Below are 19,947 nucleotides of genomic sequence, written 5' to 3' on the forward strand. Positions count from 1 at the left end.
TCTCAGGATCTCCCATCGCCCGGCCTGCTCGCGCCCCCCATTCGGGCCCCCGCCCCTCCTCGCGAGATGCCACTTATGCGCGCGACACGCCGGGCGAAGTGCGCATAAGTGGCATCTCGCGAGGAGGAGTCAGGAGTAGCGGGCGACCAGCTCGCGCTTCAGGACCTTGCCGCTGGGCCCGAGGGGAAGCGCCTCCACGAACTCGACCCGACGCGGGAACTTGAACGCCGCCAGGTGCTCGGTGGCATACGCGATCAGCTCCTCGGCGCTCGCCGACCCGGCCAGGACGACGGCGGCCATGATCTCCTGGCCGTGCCGATCATCCGGGATGCCGAACACCGCGGCGTTCTGCACCGCCGGATGCCCGATCAGCACCTCCTCGACCTCCCGCGGGTACACGTTGTAGCCGTTGCGGATGATCATGTCCTTCGTGCGGTCGAGGATGCGCACGTAGTCCTCCTCGTCCTTCGTGCCGAGGTCGCCAGTGCGGAACCAGCCGTCGACCACGGCCTCGGCGGTGGCCGTCGGATTGCCGAGGTAGCCCTTCATGAGATTGTGGCCGCGCACGACGATCTCGCCGAGCTCTCCGCGGGGGAGGAGCTCGATGCGCTCCGTCAGCTCGGGGCGAGCGACCTCGACGTCGACGCCCCAGATGGGCGTGCCGACCGTGCCGGCGCGGGGCGCGACTCCGACGTGGTTGAAGGTCGCGACCGGCGAGGTCTCGGTCAGGCCGTAGCCCTCGTAGATCTCGACGCCGAAGACCTCGCGGAACCGTTCGATCACGGCAACGGGCAGCGCAGCGCCTCCCGAGACCGCGTAGCGCAGCGGAGGCCGATCCTCGCGCCGGGTCGCGGCGTCGAGGAGCGCCACGTACATGGTCGGCACGCCCTCGAAGACCGTGCACCCGTGCGCGATCATGGCCTCGAGCGCGGCATCGCCGTCGAACTTGGGGACGAGCACGACCGTGGCCGCGGTGCGGAACGCGGTGTTCATCGCACAGACCTGACCGAAGGTGTGGAAGAGCGGGAGCGCGCCGAGCACGACGTCGCCCTGGTGCAGGTCGAAGGTGTTCATCAGCAGCACGTCGGACTGCGAGACGATCGCGAAGTGGGTGCCCTCAGCACCCTTGGGCCGGCCCGTGGTGCCGCTCGTATAGAGGATGGTGGCCGTGTCGAAGGGCGAGCGCGGCACGTAGCCGTCGATCGGGGTCGCCTGCGCAGCGAGGTCCTCGAGCCGAGGGATCGACGTCTCGCTCCCCTCCGGCACCAGGACGCTCAGCACGGGCACGCCGGCGAGCGCGGCTCCGGCCGCACCCTCGGCCAGCAACGGCGCGGCGCACACCAGGGCGGCGGCACCGGAGTCGCGGAGGACATACGCGATCTCGTCGTGCTTGAGGAGCGCATGGACGGGGACGACCACAGCGCCCAGCGCCAGAATCGCGAAGTAGCCGCGCGGGAAGTCCGGGACGTTCGGGACCAGGAGGGCGACGCGGTCGCCGGGACCGATGCCGTGCGCGCGGAGGGCGCCCGCGTAGGCGCGCGACTGGTTCCACAGCGTGGAGTAGTCGAGGGCCTCGGAGCCGACGCGGATCGCGATCGTCGTCGGTGTGCGGCGTGCGGCCTCCGAGAGGATCGCCGCCACGGAGACGCTGCCGAAACCGGCGGCGGTCGGAGCGTCGGCGGGTCGGGTGTCGGTTCTGCTCATCGGAGCTCCAGTCGTCGTTGACCGCCACGGCGGATGCCGGGTGCTTCACGGTAGATCCGCGAGGGGTGTCGGTGGAGCGATCCGCATCGGATGCTCAGCGCACCTGATGACGGAGCGGCGGAAGGGGGTGCGCTGCCGCCGCTCGCTGCCTACCCTCGGAGAGGACGACCGGAGGAGTGCGATGCGAGGCGAGGCGACGCTCTACACGGACGCGGTGGTGACGGCTCCGTTCGCCCTCGCGGTCATCGCGGAGGCGACGAGCTCTCGCGTCGTCGGCGCTCGGTCGAGCGATGCGCACGTGCCGCTCTACAGCGGGCCGACGGGCGCCCGTGTGGCGATCGCGGGCTTCGGAGACAGCGTGCCGGTCTCGATCGACGTGCGGGACGAGCGCGGGGTCGACGAGGCACGCGCCGCGGCGCAGGCCTTGGGGCTCGAGCTCGCCGTCTACGCGGGCTGGAGCGTCACGGCCGGGTTCTGACGGGCTCACGAGGCGTCGCCGTGCGCCCGCGCCACGTAGTAGCGACTCGGGTAGGTGCGCAGCACGATCGGGAGGCGGCGATAGACCGCGACAGTGCGCTGCAGCGCATGCTCGAACCTCGCCTCCTGACGCTCGTTCCAGTGGAAGCCGAAGGGCTCGCGGAGCTGCGCGGGCAGAAGGCCCGCGGTCATCAGGCGGAGGTACGGGCCGAACGGCCGGAGGTACCAGGCCGCGATGCCGTCGCGGAGGAGGTCGCGGGCGACCCGGCGGGCCGCGGGAGTGATCTCGAGCTGGCCGAGCTGCTCCTCCCAGTACCGCTCGAACGCGGCCCTCGAGGCCGGCCAGGAGCCTGCCGGCAGCTGGAGGGCCGTGCCGACGACCGCGCCGCGCGCGACCAGCTCATCGCCTGTCCGCTCGTCGAGCGGACCGAAGGCCTCGTCGGCGAGCTGGAGCATCGACTGCGTGAGCGTCGCCGAGACCCAGAGCTGCAGCTCCGGATCGAACGCCGAGTAGCCCGGGCCGCGCACGACGGCGTGCGCCCGATTGACGTGGCGGCGCACCGCGCGGACCTGCTCGGGGGAGCCGTAGTTCAGCACATAAAGGAAGGAGAGCGTGCCGTGCAGACGTCCGAGCGCCCGGTGGACGAAGTCGGAGTGCTCGGCGACGCCCTGTCCGACCGCCGGATGGGCGATCTGCAGGAGAATGGCGCGCGCTCCCGCCACGAGGAAGAGGCCCTCGCGGAAGAGGTCGGGCCTGACCGTCGTGCGCGTGCGGCAGAGCAGGAACATGCCCGCCACGCTACGGCGCACGCCTGCGCGCGGGCCTCGGCGGTGCACGGGAGGCGTCCACGCGCGCGGAGTAGACTCGGCGCGGCTCAGGGACAGTGCCGCGACTCCGGCGCCGACCGGGCCACCTCGAACTCGAAACGCAAGCGCGCTCGGCGCGGAATGGGAATGCAGCGTGGATCTCTTCGAATACCAGGCCCGTGATCTGTTCGAGAAGTACGGCGTCCCCGTGCTCCCGGGCATCGTCGCCGATACGCCCGAGGAGGTGCGCGCCGCTGCCGAGAAGCTGGGCGGCGTCACCGTGGTCAAGGCGCAGGTCAAGATCGGCGGCCGTGGCAAGGCGGGCGGCGTCAAGGTCGCGAAGACCGCAGACGATGCCTTCGAGGCGGCGAAGGCGATTCTGGGCCTCGACATCAAGGGCCACGTCGTCAAGCGCGTGATGGTCGCCGGCGGCGCCCGCATCGACCGCGAGTTCTACTTCTCGGTGCTCCTCGACCGGGCCAACCGCTCCTACCTGTCGCTCACCTCCTACGAGGGGGGTATGGAGATCGAGCAGCTCGCCGTCGAGCGACCCGAGGCCCTCGCTCGCGTCGAGGTCGTCCCCGGTCAGGGCATCGACCTCGCGAAGGCGGAGGAGATCGCCCGCGCAGCGAAGTTCCCCGAGGAGCTCATCGCCAAGGTCGCGCCCGTGCTCGTGACGCTCTACGACGTGTACACCGGCGAGGATGCCACGCTCGTCGAGGTGAACCCGCTCGTGCTCACCGAGGAGGGCGACATCGTCGCGCTCGACGGCAAGGTCTCGCTCGACGAGAACGCCGGCTTCCGTCACTCCGAGCACGCGGCGCTCGAGGACACGTCCGCCGCCGATCCGCTGGAGGCGAAGGCGAAGGAGAACGACCTCAACTACGTGAAGCTCGACGGCGAGGTCGGCATCATCGGCAACGGCGCGGGTCTCGTGATGTCCACTCTCGACGTCGTCGCCTACGCGGGAGAGAAGCACAACGGCGTGAAGCCGGCCAACTTCCTCGACATCGGCGGCGGAGCCTCCGCTCAGGTCATGGCGAACGGACTCGACGTGATTCTCGGCGACGAGCAGGTCAAGAGCGTCTTCGTGAACGTCTTCGGAGGCATCACCGCGTGCGACGCCGTCGCCCACGGCATCCTGCAGGCGCTCGAGATCCTCGGCGACTCGGCGACCAAGCCGCTCGTCGTGCGTCTCGACGGCAACAAGGTCGACGAGGGCCGCGCGATCCTCGAGGCCGCCGCCAACCCGCTCATCACGCTCGCGGCGACGATGGACGAGGGCGCCGACAAGGCCGCCGCCCTCGCCGCCGCATAACGGACCCGACGACTCAAGGAATCAGAGAACAAGCATGTCGATCTTCCTCACCAAGGACTCCAAGGTCATCGTCCAGGGCATCACCGGCGGCGAAGGCACCAAGCACACCGCGCTGATGCTCAAGGCCGGCACGAACGTCGTCGGAGGCGTCAACGCCCGTAAGGCCGGCACGACCGTCACGCACGGCGATGTCGAGTTGCCCGTCTTCGGCACCGTCAAGGAGGCGATGGAGGCGACCGGCGCCGACGTCTCCATCGCGTTCGTCCCGCCCGCCTTCTCGAAGGACGCCGTCATCGAGGCGATCGACGCCGAGATCGGCCTCCTCGTCGTCATCACCGAGGGCATCCCGGTGCAGGACTCGGCCGAGTTCTGGGCGTATGCGCAGGCGAAGGGCAACAAGACCCGCATCATCGGCCCGAACTGCCCCGGCATCATCACCCCCGGCGAGTCGCTCGTGGGAATTACCCCGGCGACCATCACCGGCAAGGGCCCGATCGGTCTCGTCTCGAAGTCGGGCACGCTGACCTACCAGATGATGTACGAGCTGCGCGACCTGGGCTTCTCGACCGCCATCGGCATCGGTGGAGACCCCATCATCGGCACCACCCACATCGACGCGCTCGCCGCCTTCGAGGCCGACCCCGAGACCAAGGCGATCGTCATGATCGGCGAGATCGGCGGTGACGCTGAAGAGCGCGCGGCCGATTTCATCAAGGCGAACGTCACGAAGCCGGTCGTCGGCTACGTCGCGGGCTTCACCGCTCCCGAGGGCAAGACGATGGGCCACGCCGGCGCGATCGTCTCTGGCTCGGCGGGCACGGCGCAGGCCAAGAAGGAGGCCCTCGAGGCCGCGGGCGTGAAGGTCGGCAAGACGCCGTCCGAGACCGCCGCCCTTTTGCGCGAGGTCTACGCGGCGCTGTAGCCTCCCCTCCCTCGCGCCCTGGCGCGAGATGCACTGACATGGACGAGACCGCACGGCCCTGCCTGCGGTCTCGTCTGTGTCTCGCGACCTGTCGCGAGACGTCAGGAGGGGGACGAGCGCGTCGACAGAGCCGAGATCGGGCGTTGCAGCGTGAGGACGAGGAGCCACCAGAGGCCTACCGACGGCACCAGCAGCGCGAGGGCGAGTGCGAGCAGCAGGAGCCCGAACGGCACCAGGGCGGGCCGCAGCGACGGCACACGGGCGCCCTCGCGGAGGAGCGAGGGATGCCGCAGGAGCCGTGCCTCGATCAGCACGAGGGCACCGCTCATCACGACCATCGTGCCGATGTAGACGCCGACGGTGGCGCGGGAGTCGGGGAGGAGCGCGATCACGCGCGTCGAGAAGGGGAAGAACGCGAGCGCCGCGAGCCAGAGCAGGTTGAGCCAGATCAGCCCGGTGTCGTATCCACCGGCCAGCTCGAAAATGCGGTGATGCGGCATCCAGAAGATCGCGATCAGCGTGAAGGAGAGCGCGAAGGCCAGCACCGAGCCGAGGTGGTCCTCGAGGAGCGCTGCGACGCCTCCGCCCTCGTGACCGATCTCGGGCGCCAGCTCGACCAGCGGCAGGACAAGCACCGTGATGGCGATCGCGGCAGTCGCATCCGAGAAGTTGACCAGACGGTCCAGCCCCCGCTCCGTGCGCCTCTGCACCGTCGGCCGCCGCCCCCGCAGGAGCCGCTCGATCGGCCCGGCGAGGACGAGGAGGAGGAGCCAGAACATGTTCACGGCGGGCACGGCCAGAGCCAACACGAGCGCGACGATCAGGATGCCGACCACGATCAGCGAGCGGGACGTCGAGCGCAGCGCCTCCGCCCCCGGAGCGAGCAGCTCGGGATCGCGGTGCAGGATCACCTGCATCACCAGGGTCGCGGCGCTCGCGAGCACCATCGTGCCGATGTAGAGCGTGATCACCGTCGGATCGGTGTCGAGCACGTTCGAGATCAGGTTTGCGGCGAACGGGAGCAGGACGATCGCCAGGAGCCAGACGAAGTTCGCGACGACGAGGGCCGGCGACGAGCGCGCGACGCCCTCGAAGACCGTGTGGTGCACGAGCCAGAGCCGGCCGATGACCGCGAAGGTGATGAAGAACGCGGAGAGTGTGCCGTAATGCCCGGCGAGGATCGCGCCGAGGCCGCCGACTCCGCTCTCGCCGACGACGTCGACCAGGGGGAGCACGAGGAAGGTGATGGCGATCGAGACCGTGGCGTCGGTGAAGTTGACCAGACGGTCCAGTCCCCGGGTGCTGCGCGGTGCTTCGGGAGTCGTCACGGGTCGACCCTAGGGGAGGGTGGCGGCGAGCGGCCAGGTGCGGACGGCGCGCCCCTCCGGCTCGCGCGAGCGCCTCGCGGTTAGGCTCGTCAGGCTCATGAACCGGATCACCGTCGCCCTCCTCGCCGCCTCCGATGCTGCGCTCTCGGCGCTGATCGGCATCGCGATCCCTCTCGTCCCGCTGACGGTGCTCTGGGCGCTCCAGTACGACACGACACTCGACTGGGCCGTGTTCTGGCGCGTCGCGGCCGACGCCTGGCTGCTGGGGCACGGAGCAGAGGTGCGCGCCGTCCTCGACGCGGCCTCCCCGCTCGCGCAGGGCCTCCCCGGAGGAACGGAGCCGTTCACCGTGACCCTCGCGCCGCTCGCCTTCGCGCTCCTCACGATCCTCCTCGGGGCGCGCACCGGTCGCCGGGCCCAGGAGTCGCCGCACCGGGCGGTCGGGCTCGCGACCGCGATCGCGACCTTCGCGGTGCTCGCTCTGCTCGTGTCCCTCGGCGCGCGCACCGACGCTGCCTCCGTCGATCCCGTGCAGGGAACGCTCCTGCCGGCCCTCGTCTTCGCGCTCGGCGTGGCGGCGGGCGCGCTTCTGCATTCCTTCCGTAGCGCAGAGCCGGATCGTCTTCGCGAGTTCGTGCGCGACGGGTTCGACCGGCTGCCCCCGCCGACCCCTGCGTTGATCGTGACGGCGCTGCGCGGAGGCGCGCTCGCCGCCGCGGGAGTGATCGGCACGGCGGCGGTGCTCGTCGCCGTGCTGCTCGTGGTCGACTACGCGGCGGTCGTCGCTCTCTACGAGAGCCTGCGGGCGCAGGCGCTGGGCGGCCTGGCTCTGACCCTCGGACAGCTCGCGTTCCTCCCCAACGTCGTGATCTGGGCCGCGAGCTGGCTGGTGGGACCGGGCTTCGCCGTCGGCGCCGGCTCCTCGGTGAGCCCGGCCGGAACTCTGCTCGGCCCCGTCCCCTCCATCCCCTTCTTCGCCGCGCTGCCCGAGGGCGGATCGGCGTTCGGGTTCCTCGGCCTCCTGGTGCCGCTGCTCGCCGGCTTCCTTGCCGGAGCGCGGCTGCGCGGCACGCTGATCGAGGAGCTCGACGGTCGCTCCCTGCTGCGGTGGGGTGCGGCGGCCGCCGGGGGCATCGGAGTCGTGGGCGGAATCCTCCTCGGACTGCTCGCCTGGTTCTCCTCGGGGGCCGCAGGCCCCGGGCGTCTCGTGCAGGTCGGACCGGAGCCGCTACTCGTGGGCGCGATCGCGGCCCTCGAGATCGCGGTCGCGGCGGGTCTCGGGCTGGCCGCGGCGCGCGCGGCCCCCGAGTGAAACCGGTCGTCGGCGGTGCCCGGCGGGGAAGACGGCCCCCTAGACTTGCGCAGTGCTGAAGTTGGTCGTGCTCCTCTCCGGCGGCGGGTCGAACCTGCACGCGCTGCTCGAGGCGAGCGCCAGCGGCGCCTTCCCGGCCCGCATCGTCGCCGTCGGCAGCGACACCGACGCCGACGGCTTCCGTCATGCGGAGGCGCGCGGGGTCCCGTCGTTCACCGTCGCGCCGAGCGCCTTCGACTCCCGCGACGCCTGGGGGGAGGAGTTGCTCGCCCGCATCCGCGATTGGCAGCCCGACCTCGTGGTGTGCGCCGGATTCATGCGGATCCTGCCGCCCGTCGTCGTCGACGCGCTCAGCCCTCGCCTGATCAACACCCACCCCGCCTTGCTTCCGCTCTTTCCCGGTGCGCACGCCGTCCGCGACGCGCTCGCCGCAGGCGCCGTCGAGACCGGCGTGACCGTGCACCTCATCGACACGGGAGTCGACACCGGCCCGGTCATCGCCCAGGAGAGCCTCGCCGTGCTCCCCGGGGAGAGCGAGGCCGCGCTGCACGAGCGCATCAAGACCATCGAGCGTCGCCTGCTGGTGCAGACGGTGCTCGACATCGCCCACGGAACAGTCGACCTCGAGGAGCTCGCCCGCGCATGAGCATCACCGCCCACGACCCCAGCAGCTACGACGCCCGCGACGTCGTACCCGTCCGACGCGCGCTGATCTCGGTCAGCGACAAGACCGGGCTGCTCGAGCTCGGAGCGGCGCTTGCCGCATCCGGCGTCGAGCTCGTGTCGACCGGCTCGACGGCCGCGACTCTCCGCGAGGCGGGCCACGAGGTCACCGACGTCTCGGCTGTCACCGGGTTCCCGGAGTCGCTCGACGGGCGGGTGAAGACACTGCACCCGGCGGTGCACGCGGGGATCCTCGCCGACGTGCGCCTCGCCTCCCACCGCGAGCAGCTCGAGCAGCTCGACATCGCCGCGTTCGAGCTCGTCGTCGTGAACCTCTACCCGTTCCGCGAGACCGTCGCCGGTGGTGCTGACGCCGCGACCGTGGTCGAGAACATCGACATCGGCGGACCAGCGCTCGTCCGCGCGTCCGCCAAGAACCACGCCAACGTCGCTATCGTCGTCGACCCGGCCGACTACGCCGGCATCGTCGACGCCCTCTCCGCGGGAGGCACCACCTTCGCCGCGCGTCGTGCGCTCGCCGCGCGCGCCTTCGCGCACACCGCCTCCTACGACTCGGCCGTCGCCGCCTGGTTCGCCGGGCAGGAGGGCTCGACGGAGACGTTCCCCGGCTCGGTCGAGATCGCGGGCACCCGGCAGCAGGTCCTTCGCTACGGCGAGAACTCGCACCAGAAGGCGGCGCTCTACGTCTCGCCGGACGGCACCGGCATCGCCCAGGCGACGCAGCTGCACGGCAAGGAAATGTCGTACAACAACTACGTCGACGCCGACGCGGCCGTGCGCGCCGCGTACGACTTCGTCCTGCCCGCGGTCGCGATCATCAAGCACGCGAACCCCTGCGGCATCGCGATCGCGAGCGCGAAGGCCCTCGACCCGATCGCCTCCGCTCACCGTCGCGCCCACGAGTGCGACCCGGTGTCGGCGTTCGGAGGCGTCATCGCCGCGAATCGCACGGTCACCCTCGCGATGGCCGAGACCGTCAAGGAGATCTTCACCGAGGTGCTCGTCGCCCCGGGCTTCGAGCCGGAGGCGCTCGAGGTGCTGAAGACCAAGAAGAACCTGCGACTGCTCCAGCTGCCCGACTTCTTCGCGCCGGTCGAGCGCGAGTTCAAGCAGATCTCGGGAGGAATCCTGTTGCAGGAGCCCGACCGTTTCGTGGGTGGACCAGGCGAGGTCAGTGCGGGTTGGCAGCTCGTCGCGGGAGAGCCCGCCGACGCCGACACCCTCCTCGACCTCGAGTTCGCCTGGAAGGCGTGCCGCGCGGTGAAGTCCAACGCGATCCTCCTCGCGAAGGCCGGCGCCTCCGTCGGCGTGGGAATGGGGCAGGTCAACCGCGTCGACTCGTGTCACCTCGCTGTCACGCGCGCGGGCGATCGCGCGCCCGGCGCGGTCGCGGCCTCCGATGCGTTCTTCCCTTTCGCCGACGGGCTCGAGGTGCTTCTCGCCGCCGGGGTGAAGGCGGTCGTGCAGCCCGGAGGCTCTGTCCGCGACGCGGAGGTCATCGACGCGGCGACGCGCGCTGGAATCACGATGTACACGACGGGGGAGCGGCACTTCTTCCATTGATCGTCCGCGGCCCGTCCGTCGTCCTCGGCGGGCGTGCAGGGCTCTCCTGGGCTGAGAGGGCGTCGGGAGGCGGGGCGAGTCGGTAGGAGGGGCAGGGCGGGAGCGCGTAAGGTCGCCGGGTGCCTCACGACAATCTGACCTCCGCCGTGCCCGCCTCCGCGCCGATCGGCCGCCGCCTTCTCGTGGCCCTCGCCGCCTCCGCCGCCACGGCGGTCGTGGCGCACCTGGCCAATGTGCTCGCGTTCTTCATCGGCAATCAGCTGCAGCCGACCTCGATCCCGCAGGTGAACGCGTACTTCCTGCTCTCGAGCGTCCTCGCCTTCGTCGTGGTGCTCGTTCTCGCCGCAGCAGGCCTGCTCGCCCGGGCGTGGACGGCCGCGCTCGTGGGGCTCGTGGCGGGGGTCATCGGCGCAGCCTTCGGCACCCTCGCCCAAGCGAGCGCCACCGGCGCCGCCATCACGAGCGAGGTGTGGGCGTCCATCTTCGCGACCTTCGGCGGCCTGAACCTCGTCTTCATCGTCGCCTTCGTCGTCACCGCCGCCACGCTCGGCCGCCGAATCACGCGGGCCTTCGCGACGAGGTCCGCGTCCGCGGTCGTCCCCCACGTTCCGCGCCGTATCGCCCTGGTCCGGGCTCCCGCGGCCGACCTTTCGAGCGGTGAGCTGACCCATCTCGAGCGCACCCCCGTCGACCAGGAGAAGGCGCAGCAGCAGTGGGAGGCGTACGTCGACGCCCTCGAGGAGGCAGGCTGGGAGACGGTCGAGGTTCCCGCCGCGCCCGCGATGGCCGACTCCGTCTTCCTCGAGGACGCGGTCGTCGTCTTCGGCACCCACGCGGTCCTCACCCGTCCCGGTGCGGCCTCTCGGCAGGGTGAGATCGCGGGCGCCGAGGAGGCGATCCGCGCGCTCGATCTCACCGTGCACCGCATCCAGGAACCCGGAACCCTCGACGGAGGCGACGTGCTCAAGGTCGACTCGACGGTCTACGTCGGCCGCGGTGGCCGCACGAACGCGGCCGGCGTCGCTCAACTGCGCGCGATCCTCCGCCCCCTGGGCCTGAGGGTCGTCGGCGTGCCCCTGACGCGCGTGCTGCATCTCAAGAGCGCGGTGACCGCGTTGCCCGACGGCACCGTCATCGGCTGGGAGGCGGCCGTCGACGAGCCGCGCCTGTTCCCCTCCTTCCTGCCCATGCCCGAGGAGGGCGGCGCGCACGTCGTCGTCCTCGACCCCGACACGCTGCTGATGGCGGCCTCCGCCCCGCAGAGTGCCGAGCTCCTGCGCGATCTCGGGTATCGCGTGATCGCCGTCGACATCTCGGAGTTCGAGAAGCTCGAGGGCTGCGTCACCTGCCTCTCCGTGCGGGTGCGCTGACGCCGCTCGCGAAGCTGATCTCGCGCTTCTACGACCCCAGCGACGGAGCGATCACCCTCGACGGTGTCGACCTGCGACGCGTCCATCCAGGTCTTGCCCGACGGCTACGCCACCGATGTCGACAAGCGCGGAGGGCGGGTGTCCGCGGGCCAACGCCAGCTGATCTCCTTCGCCCGCGCTTTCCTCGCCGATCCGGCGGTGCTCCTCCTCGACGAGGCGACGTCCTCGCTCGACCTTCCGAGCGAGCGGCTCGTGCAGCGGGGGCTGCAGACGCTTCTGGCCGACCGCACGGCGGTGATCATCGCGCACCGCCTCTCGACGGTGGCGATCGCCGACCGCGTGCTCGTGATGGAACACGGCCGCATCGTCGAGGACGGCACCCCGGAGGCACTCATCGCCGGGGAGGGCCGCTTCGCGAGCCTGCATGCGGCCTGGCGCGACTCGCTGGTGTGACCGGAGGCGCAGCGCTCGACCTCGGCGTTCCCTCGCACCGCACCAGCGGCAGTCAGGGCCGCCAGCGGGCGGCTCGCACGTCGACGCGGTAGCCGCCTGGGGTCTCGACGAGTGGGGTCCCCTCGGCGTCGTAGTGTGCGCGTGCGCGCTGCTCGTGGCCGAGGGCAGGCGCGCCTCCCGAGCGGACGACACGCCACCAGGCGAGGTCGGAGCCGTACCGGGCCAGGACGGTGCCGACGGCCCGTGCCGCCCTCGTCCCGAGCACCGCCGCGATCTCGCCGTAGGCCATCACGTGGCCGGGAGGGATGTCGGCCACGACCGCGAGCACCGCCGACACGAAGTCGTCGGAGTCGCGTGGCGACCCGGAGAGAGGCGGCGTCTCGCTCGTGCCGTCGCCCGCGTTCACCTCGTCACGGCCCGCGCCGCTCAGAGCGTCAGCGCCCCGACGTTCTCGCCGTACTGCGTCTCGCCGACGACCTCGAACCCGATCCAGCGGAAGAACTGCTCGGGGCCGTCCTCCCCTGACTCCCAGATCACAGTGAGCGTGTCGAAGCCGCGGCGCCGCGCCTCATCGGCGGCGGCGCGGACGGCGAAGGTGCCGACTCCGCGGCCCTGCTTCGACGCGTCGATGTTGATGCGCCAGATGCAGCTGCGGAACTCCTCCGCTGCCTCCGGGTCGAAGTGCGCATGGATGAAGCCGACGAGCTCGTCTCCTTCGAGCACAGCGCGCTGCCACGCGGCCCCCGGGTCGATGACCGCGGCGGCGGCGGAGTAGGAGACCGGGGCGATGAACTGTTCCTGACCGGGTTTGAGGCTCAGGCCGTTGACGGCGGAGATGTTCGCGGCGGACAGCTCTTCCAGGCGGAGTGCACTCATGCGGTCAATCTATCTGCCCGCCCGCGCGCGGTCATCCTCCTGTCGGACGACGTCGCCGCGCCCGCGGAGTCGCGGGCGAGAAGTCTCTCGACATCGAGACAGTTGGGGGCTCGGGTAGGCTGGTCCGAGGCCGTCCGGAGCGGTGAAGAACCGCTCGCCCCGCGTTGTCGCGGGGCGTCATCGACACCATGGGAGAGCAATGTCCAAGATCAAGGTTGAGGGAACGGTCGTCGAGCTCGACGGCGACGAGATGACGCGCATCATCTGGCAGAAGATCAAGGACACCCTCATCCATCCGTACCTCGACGTGGACCTCGAGTACTACGACCTCGGCATCGAGCACCGCGACGAGACCGACGACCAGGTCACGATCGACGCGGCGCACGCGATCCAGAAGCACGGCGTGGGCGTCAAGTGCGCCACCATCACCCCCGACGAGGCTCGCGTCGAGGAGTTCGGCCTCAAGAAGATGTGGAAGTCGCCCAACGGCACCATCCGCAACATCCTCGGAGGTGTGATCTTCCGCGAGCCGATCATCATCTCGAACATCCCCCGCCTGGTCCCCGGCTGGAACAAGCCGATCATCATCGGCCGTCACGCGTTCGGCGACCAATACCGCGCCACCGACTTCGTCTTCAAGGGCAAGGGCACGCTCACCGTCGAGTTCACGCCCGACGACGGCTCAGAGCCGATGAAGTTCGAGGTCTACAAAGCGCCCGACGACGGCATCGCGCAGGTGCAGTACAACCAGGACGCATCGATCCGCGACTTCGCCCGCGCCTCGCTCAACTACGGCCTGGCTCGCAACTACCCGGTCTACCTCTCGACCAAGAACACGATCCTCAAGGCCTACGACGGTCGCTTCAAGGACATCTTCGAGGAGATCTTCCAGAGCGAGTTCGCGGAGCGTTTCGCCGCCGCCGGGCTCACGTACGAGCACCGTCTGATCGACGACATGGTCGCCTCGGCGATGAAGTGGGAGGGCGGCTACGTCTGGGCCTGCAAGAACTATGACGGCGACGTCCAGTCCGACACCGTCGCCCAGGGCTTCGGCTCGCTCGGCCTCATGACCTCGGTGCTCTCGACGCCCGATGGCCGCGTGGTCGAAGCGGAGGCGGCGCACGGCACCGTCACACGCCACTATCGCCAGCACCAGGCAGGAAAGCCCACGTCGACCAACCCGATCGCGTCGATCTACGCCTGGACCCGTGGTCTCGCGCATCGCGGCAAGCTCGACGGCAACCAGGCGCTCATCGACTTCTCGCTCACGCTCGAGGACGTCGTCATCACGACCGTCGAGTCCGGCAAGATGACGAAGGACCTCGCTCTGCTCGTCGGCCCCGAGCAGGCCTGGCAGACGACCGAGGAGTTCCTGGCGACTCTCGACGAGAACCTCAAGGCGCGCATGTCGGCCTGACCCGCCTCGTACGACCGTCTTCGGCTCGCGGCGATCCTCGGATCCCGCGGGCCGAAGGCGTGTCTTCGGGCCTGCCAGCCTCAGAGTGCCCGCGCCAGCTGCTCCATCGCTGCCGTCGCGTCGTCGCCCACGGGGATCAGGACCACGCTCGAGGCCCCGGCCCGGTGCAGCTCGGCGATACGCGAGCGTGCCGACTCCGGGGTGCCGACGACCGCGAGCCTGTCGATCCAGTCGTCGGGCAGCGCGCGGGCGAAAGCGGAGCGGTCAGCGCTGCGCTCGCGCAGACGGGCGAGCTCGTCGGCGAAGGGGAGGGGCGCGATGTGCGGTGCCCAGTCCGGGTCACCGACCCACGCGAGTCCGGGCCTCGCGGTGTCGCGCGCGGCCTCAGGGTCGTCGTCGACGGCGGCCACGGTGTAGGCGACGACGCGGCCGGGCGCCCCCATCAGCTCGCGCACGCGCGCGAGGTACTCGGGAGTCACGGGCTCGGCGAGGACGACTCCGTCGGCCACGCGTCCGGCGAGTTCGAGCGAGCGCGGCCCGCGTACTCCGGCCAGCAGCGGAGGCATGACCTCCGGCGGTGTCTCGAGTCGGACCCCATCGATCCTGGTGTAGCGACCGTCTCGGTGCACGCGCTCGCCGACGAGGAGCGCGCGGATCGCGTCGAACTGCTCCTCCATCGCCGTGAGCGGGCTTGCCGGCCAGAGGTGCACGGCGCGCATCCAGTCGGGCATGCCGTGCCCGATCCCCACGATCACCCGTTCGGGGAACAGCTCGGCGAGGGTGCTCAGCTCCATCGCCGCGAATGCGGCCGAGCGGGCAGCCGCCGGGAGGATGCCGATCCCGACGACGATCCGCTCGGTCGCGGCGAGCACGGCCGCAGCCTGGGCGATGCCTCCGCGGAAGCCGAGATCTTCGACGACCCACAGCTCGTCGAAGCCCAGCTGCTCGGCTCGACGGGCGGAGGCGAGGACCAGCGGAGCGGGCAGGTCGCGGCGGAGAAGGACGCCGACGGCGGAGGAGTCGCGCATCCGGCAAGCCTAGGACGGGCGATCGCCGCGACCGAGGGGGTGCGTGGCACGCAGGAGGGGCCGCCCGCGCGAACGCGGGCGGCCCCTCCTGGCGAGAGACCGGCTACTCGGCGTGGGCCTCGCCGATCTGCACGTGCTCGGCGCGGGTGCCCGAGGTGACCTCGATCCTCCGCGAGCGTGCCTTCTCGCTGACGGGGATCGTCACCGAGAGCACGCCGTTGTCGTAGGACGCCGAGATCTGCTCGGTGTCGACGCCCTGGCCGAGGCTCAGTTGGCGGACGAAGGTCGCCGACTGGCGCTCCCGGGTGATCCAGGTGACGTCCTCGCCTCCCGCGACCGTGCGCTGGGCGCGGATGGTGAGCAGCTGACCGTCGACGTCGACATCGACCGAGCCGGGATCGATGCCCGGCAGGTCGGCGGTGAGGACGTAGTGGTCGCCGTCGCGGTAGAGGTCGATCGGCATGCGGCGCGGGCCCTGGCTCGAGCCGAAGAGGGCGGAGGCGACGCGGTCGAGTTCGCGGATGGGGTCGTAGGTGACAGCCATTGAGATCACTCCATTCAGTCGTGCAACGAAGAGTTTCAAGGGTTGAGTCGACTCGACTCAACTGATCCCAGATTAGCACTCTCCCCTCGCGAGTGCCAAGCCCCTGACGGGTGCCGATACCGGACTTCGTTACGCGGCCGTAACAAAGCTGGGCAATCGATTTCGTAGGGTCGTTTCTGTGTGAGAGCCGATCTGGTTCCCAGTGAATGTGAGTAAAGGACATCGATTGCCCATCCACTCGTTCCACCGTCCACCCGTCCGCCGCGCCGAAAGGCGGATTCTCGCCGGCCTGGCCGCCCTCGGAGTCGCCGCCACGGCCGCCTTCGCGGCCACCGCCGCCTCCGCCGCCCCGCTCGCGGGGAGCGCCTCGATCGTCGGCGGACTCTCGACGATGCAGAGCTTCGACGACGGCGATTACGTCGTCACCCTCGTCGAGCCGTCCGCCGCGACCTACCAGGGCACGGATGCGCGCTTCGCCCGCACGGCTCCTGAGGCGGGTTCCCAACTCCAGGCCGGCTCGGCCCCGGTCGAGGACTACTCCGCGCACCTCGAGCAGCGACAGGACGCCGTCGCGTCCGCCGCAGACGTGACGATCGGCTACCACTACACCGTCGCGCTCAACGGATTCTCCGCCTCCCTCACCGGCGCGCAGGCGAGTGAGCTCGCCGGCCGCAAGGATGTGGCCCGAGTGCGCCCGGTCGAGGACCTCACGGTCGACCGTGCCGCCGAGGCCTCCGCAGCGCGGAGTGCCAGCCTGGCCGCCGCGGCCCTCCCCGTCCCCGACACCGGACAGGAATCGTCCACCAGCTTCCTCGGCCTCGACGGCGCCGACGGCGTCTGGTCGAAGGTCGGTGGCATCGACAAGGCCGGCCAGGGCATCGTCGTCGGCTCGATCGACTCGGGCATCGCCCCCGAGAACCCCTCGTTCGCCGGTCCGGCGCTCGCGACGAGCCCGGGAGCCGCGCCCTACACCGACGGCACCACGGTCACCTACAGGAAGTCCGACGGCACGTCCTTCGTCGGATCCTGCTCGCCGGGCCTCGCCGCCTCGGAGCAATGGAACGGCAGCGAATGCAACCAGAAGCTCATCGGCGCGCGCTGGTTCCTCGGCGCCAACGAGGGAGCGGGCTCGAGCGACAACCCCGAGTACCTGTCGCCCCGTGACGCCGACGGCCACGGCTCGCACACCGCGAGCACCGCAGCCGGCAACGCGGGCGTCGACGCCACCGTCGACGGCTACGACTACGGCGACATCTCGGGAGTCGCGCCGGCCGCCAAGGTCGCGGCCTACAAGGTCTGCTGGAACGGCACCGAGAACGGCACGGACGACGACGACTTCTGCTCGGGCACGGGCATCCTTGCCGCGATCGACGCCGCCGTCGCGGACGGCGTCGACGTCATCAACTTCTCCATCGGAGGCGGCGCCGCGACGTCGACGCTGACCCCGATCGACGAGGCGTTCCTCAACGCCGCCGCCGCGGGAGTCTTCGTGGCCGCCTCCGCGGGAAACTCCGGACCGGGCGCCTCGACCCTCGACCACGCCTCGCCGTGGTACACGACGGTCGCCGCCTCCTCGATCCCGACCTACACGGCGACTGCCACGCTCGGCAACGGCGACGCCTTCGCCGGAGGATCCATCACCGTCCACTCACCCGTCACCGGCCCGCTGGTCAACAGCGCCGACGTGGTGCTCCCCGGCACCGAGTCGCCGACCATCTGCGCGCCGGGCAGCCTGGACCCCTCGAAGGTCGCCGGCACGATCGTGGCGTGCACGGCCGGCACGACCGCACGCGTGTCGAAGTCAGCCGAAGTGAAGCGGGCGGGAGGCATCGGCATGCTCCTGCTCAACCCCTTCCCGAACGCGCTGCACGTCGACGACCACTCCGTCCCGAGCATCCAGATCGACTCGCAGGCCTACGACTCGATCACCACCTACGCCTCCACCCCCGGAGCCACCGTCACGCTGACCGAGGGCAACTCCACCGGCACGACGATCCCGGTTCCCCAGGTCGCCGGGTTCTCCTCGCGCGGCCCGGCCGAAGCCGACGGCAGCGATGTGCTCAAGCCTGACATCACGGCGCCCGGTGTCGCGATCCTCGCGGACAGCTTCAACGCCGAGGGCGACGACCCCGCCTTCGCGTTCGAGTCGGGCACGTCGATGTCGTCGCCGCACATCGCCGGCCTCGCCGCGCTCATCCTCGGAGTGACGCCCCAGGCCTCGCCGTCGGCCGTCAAGTCGGCGATGATGACGAGCGCCTACGACACCGTCGACCAGTCGGGAGTCGCATCCGAGGACGTCTTCGCGCAAGGCGCCGGACACGTCGACCCGACCGCGTTCCTCGACCCCGGACTGCTCTACGAGAGCGGCACGAGCGACTGGATCGCGTTCCTGAAGGGTGAGGGCTACGTCTTCACTCCGAACCCGGCCATCGACCCGATCGAGGCGATCGACCCCTCCGATCTGAACCAGGCGTCGATCGCGATCGGCGCGCTCGCCGGCTCGCAGACCGTGACTCGCACGGTCACCTCGACCGGTCCCGGCAGCTACACCCCCTCGATCGACGTCCCGGGCATCGACGCCGTCGTCTCGCCGTCGACCCTCTCGTTCACCGCAGCGGGCCAGGCGGCGCAGTACACGGTCAGCTTCACGACCGGATCGGCGGAGCTGAACGAGTTCGCGACCGGCTACCTCACCTGGTCGAGCGCCGAGCACGAGGTGCGCAGCCCCGTGGCGGTGCGCCCGGTGCTGCTCGACGCGCCGTACGAGGTCTCGGGAACCGGGTCCACCGGCTCCGCCACCGCGACGATCACCCCCGGAGTCGACGGCCCGCTGCCGCTGACGACGAGCGGACTCGTCGAGGGTGTCCTCGCCGAGGACGCCACGGCGGCCGACGGCCACTCGGGCACGCTCCCGGCGGGAGACACGTTCGAGACCACTGTCGTCGTGCCAGAGGGCTCGACCTTCGCGCGCTTCGACCTCGACTCCACCGACGACACGGCCGACCTCGACCTCTACGTCGACCTGCTCGACGCCTCGGGCGCGCCGGTGTCGGAGGCGAGCAGCGCAACCGCCTCGGCGGACGAGCGGGTGGACCTCGCGGACCCGGCTCCCGGGACCTACCGGGTCACCGCGGACATCTACGCGGTGGGCGCGAGCTCGACGGTCACCTTCGATCTCCGCAGCTTCGTGATCCCGGCCGAGGGCGGTGTCGGCTCGCTCGCGACCGATCCCACTACGGTCGATGCCGTGCAGGGCGAGCCCACGGACTACGCGGTCTCGTGGAGCAACCTGGCCGGTCCCGCGCAGTACCTCGGGCGCGTGGCCTACGCCGACTCGGGCCGCGCGACCCTGGTCAGTGTGGACGTCCCCGAGAGCGTGACGCCGACGCCCACGCCCACGGCGACTCCGGAGCCCACGGGCACGCCGGAGCCCACCGCGACGCCGACGGCCGGACCGGCGCCGACTGACTCGCCGAGCGCCTCGCCCACGGCGGGGCCGATCGTAGGACCGGGCACGCCCGGCTCCGGCTCTGGCGGACTGGCCTCGACCGGATGGAACGGCGGGCTCCTCGGTGCCGGCGCGCTGGCCCTGCTGGGTGCTGGAGCGGTGATCACCGGTCTGCGTCGTCGGGCGCAGGCTCAGCGTGAGGGGGGCGCGGCGGAGTAGTCCCCCGCGGATCCGCTGACGGCCGTCCCGCTTGCTCCCCTCGGAGCGGGTGGGGCGGCCGTCCGTCGGAGGGGCCCCGCGACCGACGCGGCCGGCGCCTCACGAGATCAGGACAGCGAGCGCCTCCCGGCCACGACGCCCGAGACCACGGCGAGCACGCCGAACACGATCGCGACGATCGGCTGGCCGAGGTCGAGCCAGGCCACGGCGGCCGCTCCCATGACCAGCAGTTCGATCAGCGAGCGGCCGTAGACGTCGAGGGCGAGCACCGCCCGAGGCGAGACGAACAGGCCCCAGATCAGGGCCGCCAGCAGCGGGGCACCGACACCGAACACCAGGTTCAGCGGGAGGTCCCACGCGCTGAAGCCCCAGAGAGCGAACGTCACGAAGGCGAACAGCTCGAGGAGGAAGCGCAGGATGTCGTTGGGCGCGATCCGCACCGTGGGGTCGGTCGGGGACGCTCCTTCTCGATTCACG

The 19,947-nt window shown here is 70.8% G+C and carries 17 protein-coding genes and 1 pseudogene; 10 read left to right on the forward strand and 8 right to left on the reverse strand.

From position 1 onward, the window contains the following. Positions 1-129 precede the first annotated feature (129 nt). Positions 130-1,704, reverse strand: coding sequence for a long-chain-fatty-acid--CoA ligase (locus ITJ45_RS03800; RefSeq protein ID WP_194607468.1), 1,575 nt, complete (start codon positions 1,702-1,704; stop codon positions 130-132). Between the two features lie 181 nt (positions 1,705-1,885). Here ITJ45_RS03800 and ITJ45_RS03805 point away from each other — a divergent pair, with 181 nt between their 5' ends. Next, complete coding sequence (locus tag ITJ45_RS03805; RefSeq protein ID WP_194607469.1) at positions 1,886-2,182, forward strand: hypothetical protein; 297 nt, start codon at positions 1,886-1,888, stop codon at positions 2,180-2,182. Positions 2,183-2,187: 5 nt separating this feature from the next. Here the strand turns inward: ITJ45_RS03805 and ITJ45_RS03810 are convergent, their stop codons facing one another. Further along, on the reverse strand, positions 2,188-2,970 hold the full coding sequence (locus ITJ45_RS03810; RefSeq protein ID WP_194607470.1) for an oxygenase MpaB family protein: 783 nt from the start codon (positions 2,968-2,970) through the stop codon (positions 2,188-2,190). A gap of 172 nt (positions 2,971-3,142) precedes the next feature. On the opposite strand from ITJ45_RS03810, the gene sucC reads away from it, so the two are divergent. Together sucC and sucD are read left to right on the forward strand one after the other, a co-directional pair. Continuing rightward, positions 3,143-4,306, forward strand: a complete 1,164-nt coding sequence (gene sucC / locus ITJ45_RS03815; protein ID WP_194607471.1) for an ADP-forming succinate--CoA ligase subunit beta — start codon at positions 3,143-3,145, stop codon at positions 4,304-4,306. Between the two features lie 34 nt (positions 4,307-4,340). Further along, the gene (sucD, locus tag ITJ45_RS03820; protein ID WP_194607472.1) at positions 4,341-5,228 is read left to right on the forward strand and encodes a succinate--CoA ligase subunit alpha; all 888 of its coding nucleotides are present in this window, start codon (positions 4,341-4,343) and stop codon (positions 5,226-5,228) included. Between the two features lie 101 nt (positions 5,229-5,329). On the opposite strand, the gene ITJ45_RS03825 is transcribed toward sucD, so the two are convergent. Further along, positions 5,330-6,556, reverse strand: coding sequence for a TMEM175 family protein (locus tag ITJ45_RS03825; protein WP_194607473.1), 1,227 nt, complete (start codon positions 6,554-6,556; stop codon positions 5,330-5,332). Between the two features lie 97 nt (positions 6,557-6,653). On the opposite strand from ITJ45_RS03825, the gene ITJ45_RS03830 reads away from it, so the two are divergent. The 5 genes and pseudogenes from ITJ45_RS03830 to ITJ45_RS03850 all read left to right on the forward strand — a co-directional run. Next, entirely contained in the window at positions 6,654-7,868 is a 1,215-nt protein-coding gene (locus ITJ45_RS03830) for a DUF6350 family protein (protein ID WP_194607474.1), read from the forward strand. A gap of 52 nt (positions 7,869-7,920) precedes the next feature. Next, positions 7,921-8,514, forward strand: a complete 594-nt coding sequence (purN, locus tag ITJ45_RS03835) for a phosphoribosylglycinamide formyltransferase (RefSeq protein WP_194607475.1) — start codon at positions 7,921-7,923, stop codon at positions 8,512-8,514. Continuing rightward, positions 8,511-10,115, forward strand: coding sequence for a bifunctional phosphoribosylaminoimidazolecarboxamide formyltransferase/IMP cyclohydrolase (purH, locus tag ITJ45_RS03840; protein WP_194607476.1), 1,605 nt, complete (start codon positions 8,511-8,513; stop codon positions 10,113-10,115). Before purN ends, purH begins: the two co-directional genes overlap by 4 nt. 119 nt (positions 10,116-10,234) lie before the next feature. Further along, positions 10,235-11,485: a dimethylargininase gene (gene ddaH, locus ITJ45_RS14295; protein WP_323742841.1), complete on the forward strand. Its 1,251-nt coding sequence runs from the start codon at positions 10,235-10,237 to the stop codon at positions 11,483-11,485. A gap of 5 nt (positions 11,486-11,490) precedes the next feature. Next, positions 11,491-11,938: pseudogene (locus ITJ45_RS03850) on the forward strand (ATP-binding cassette domain-containing protein); the annotation flags it as partial. Positions 11,939-11,990: 52 nt separating this feature from the next. On the opposite strand, the gene ITJ45_RS03855 reads toward ITJ45_RS03850, so the two are convergent. Both ITJ45_RS03855 and ITJ45_RS03860 read right to left on the reverse strand, forming a co-directional pair. Then, entirely contained in the window at positions 11,991-12,344 is a 354-nt protein-coding gene (locus ITJ45_RS03855) for an MGMT family protein (protein ID WP_194607477.1), read from the reverse strand. A 20-nt stretch (positions 12,345-12,364) separates the two neighbouring features. After that, positions 12,365-12,814, reverse strand: coding sequence for a GNAT family N-acetyltransferase (locus tag ITJ45_RS03860; RefSeq protein ID WP_194607478.1), 450 nt, complete (start codon positions 12,812-12,814; stop codon positions 12,365-12,367). Between the two features lie 199 nt (positions 12,815-13,013). Between ITJ45_RS03860 and ITJ45_RS03865 the strand changes: the two genes are divergently transcribed. Beyond that, complete coding sequence (locus tag ITJ45_RS03865) at positions 13,014-14,231, forward strand: NADP-dependent isocitrate dehydrogenase (RefSeq protein WP_194607479.1); 1,218 nt, start codon at positions 13,014-13,016, stop codon at positions 14,229-14,231. An 80-nt stretch (positions 14,232-14,311) separates the two neighbouring features. Here ITJ45_RS03865 and ITJ45_RS03870 read toward each other — a convergent pair whose 3' ends face one another. Continuing rightward, on the reverse strand, positions 14,312-15,259 hold the full coding sequence (locus ITJ45_RS03870) for an LLM class flavin-dependent oxidoreductase (protein ID WP_194607480.1): 948 nt from the start codon (positions 15,257-15,259) through the stop codon (positions 14,312-14,314). A gap of 103 nt (positions 15,260-15,362) precedes the next feature. Next, positions 15,363-15,803, reverse strand: coding sequence for an Hsp20/alpha crystallin family protein (locus tag ITJ45_RS03875; RefSeq protein WP_194607481.1), 441 nt, complete (start codon positions 15,801-15,803; stop codon positions 15,363-15,365). A gap of 226 nt (positions 15,804-16,029) precedes the next feature. Here ITJ45_RS03875 and ITJ45_RS03880 point away from each other — a divergent pair, with 226 nt between their 5' ends. Further along, positions 16,030-19,470 carry a S8 family serine peptidase gene (locus ITJ45_RS03880; RefSeq protein WP_194607482.1) on the forward strand — a complete coding sequence of 1,147 codons (3,441 nt, stop codon included), beginning with the start codon at positions 16,030-16,032 and terminating at the stop codon, positions 19,468-19,470. 107 nt (positions 19,471-19,577) lie between these two features. Here the strand turns inward: ITJ45_RS03880 and ITJ45_RS03885 are convergent, their stop codons facing one another. Then, a complete protein-coding gene (locus ITJ45_RS03885; RefSeq protein ID WP_323742842.1) occupies positions 19,578-19,946 on the reverse strand; it encodes a YrdB family protein in 369 nt (122 codons plus the stop codon). Position 19,947 lies beyond the last annotated feature (1 nt).

It is taken from the genome of Rathayibacter sp. VKM Ac-2879 (genome assembly GCF_015351245.1).
Lineage (GTDB): Bacteria > Actinomycetota > Actinomycetes > Actinomycetales > Microbacteriaceae > Rathayibacter.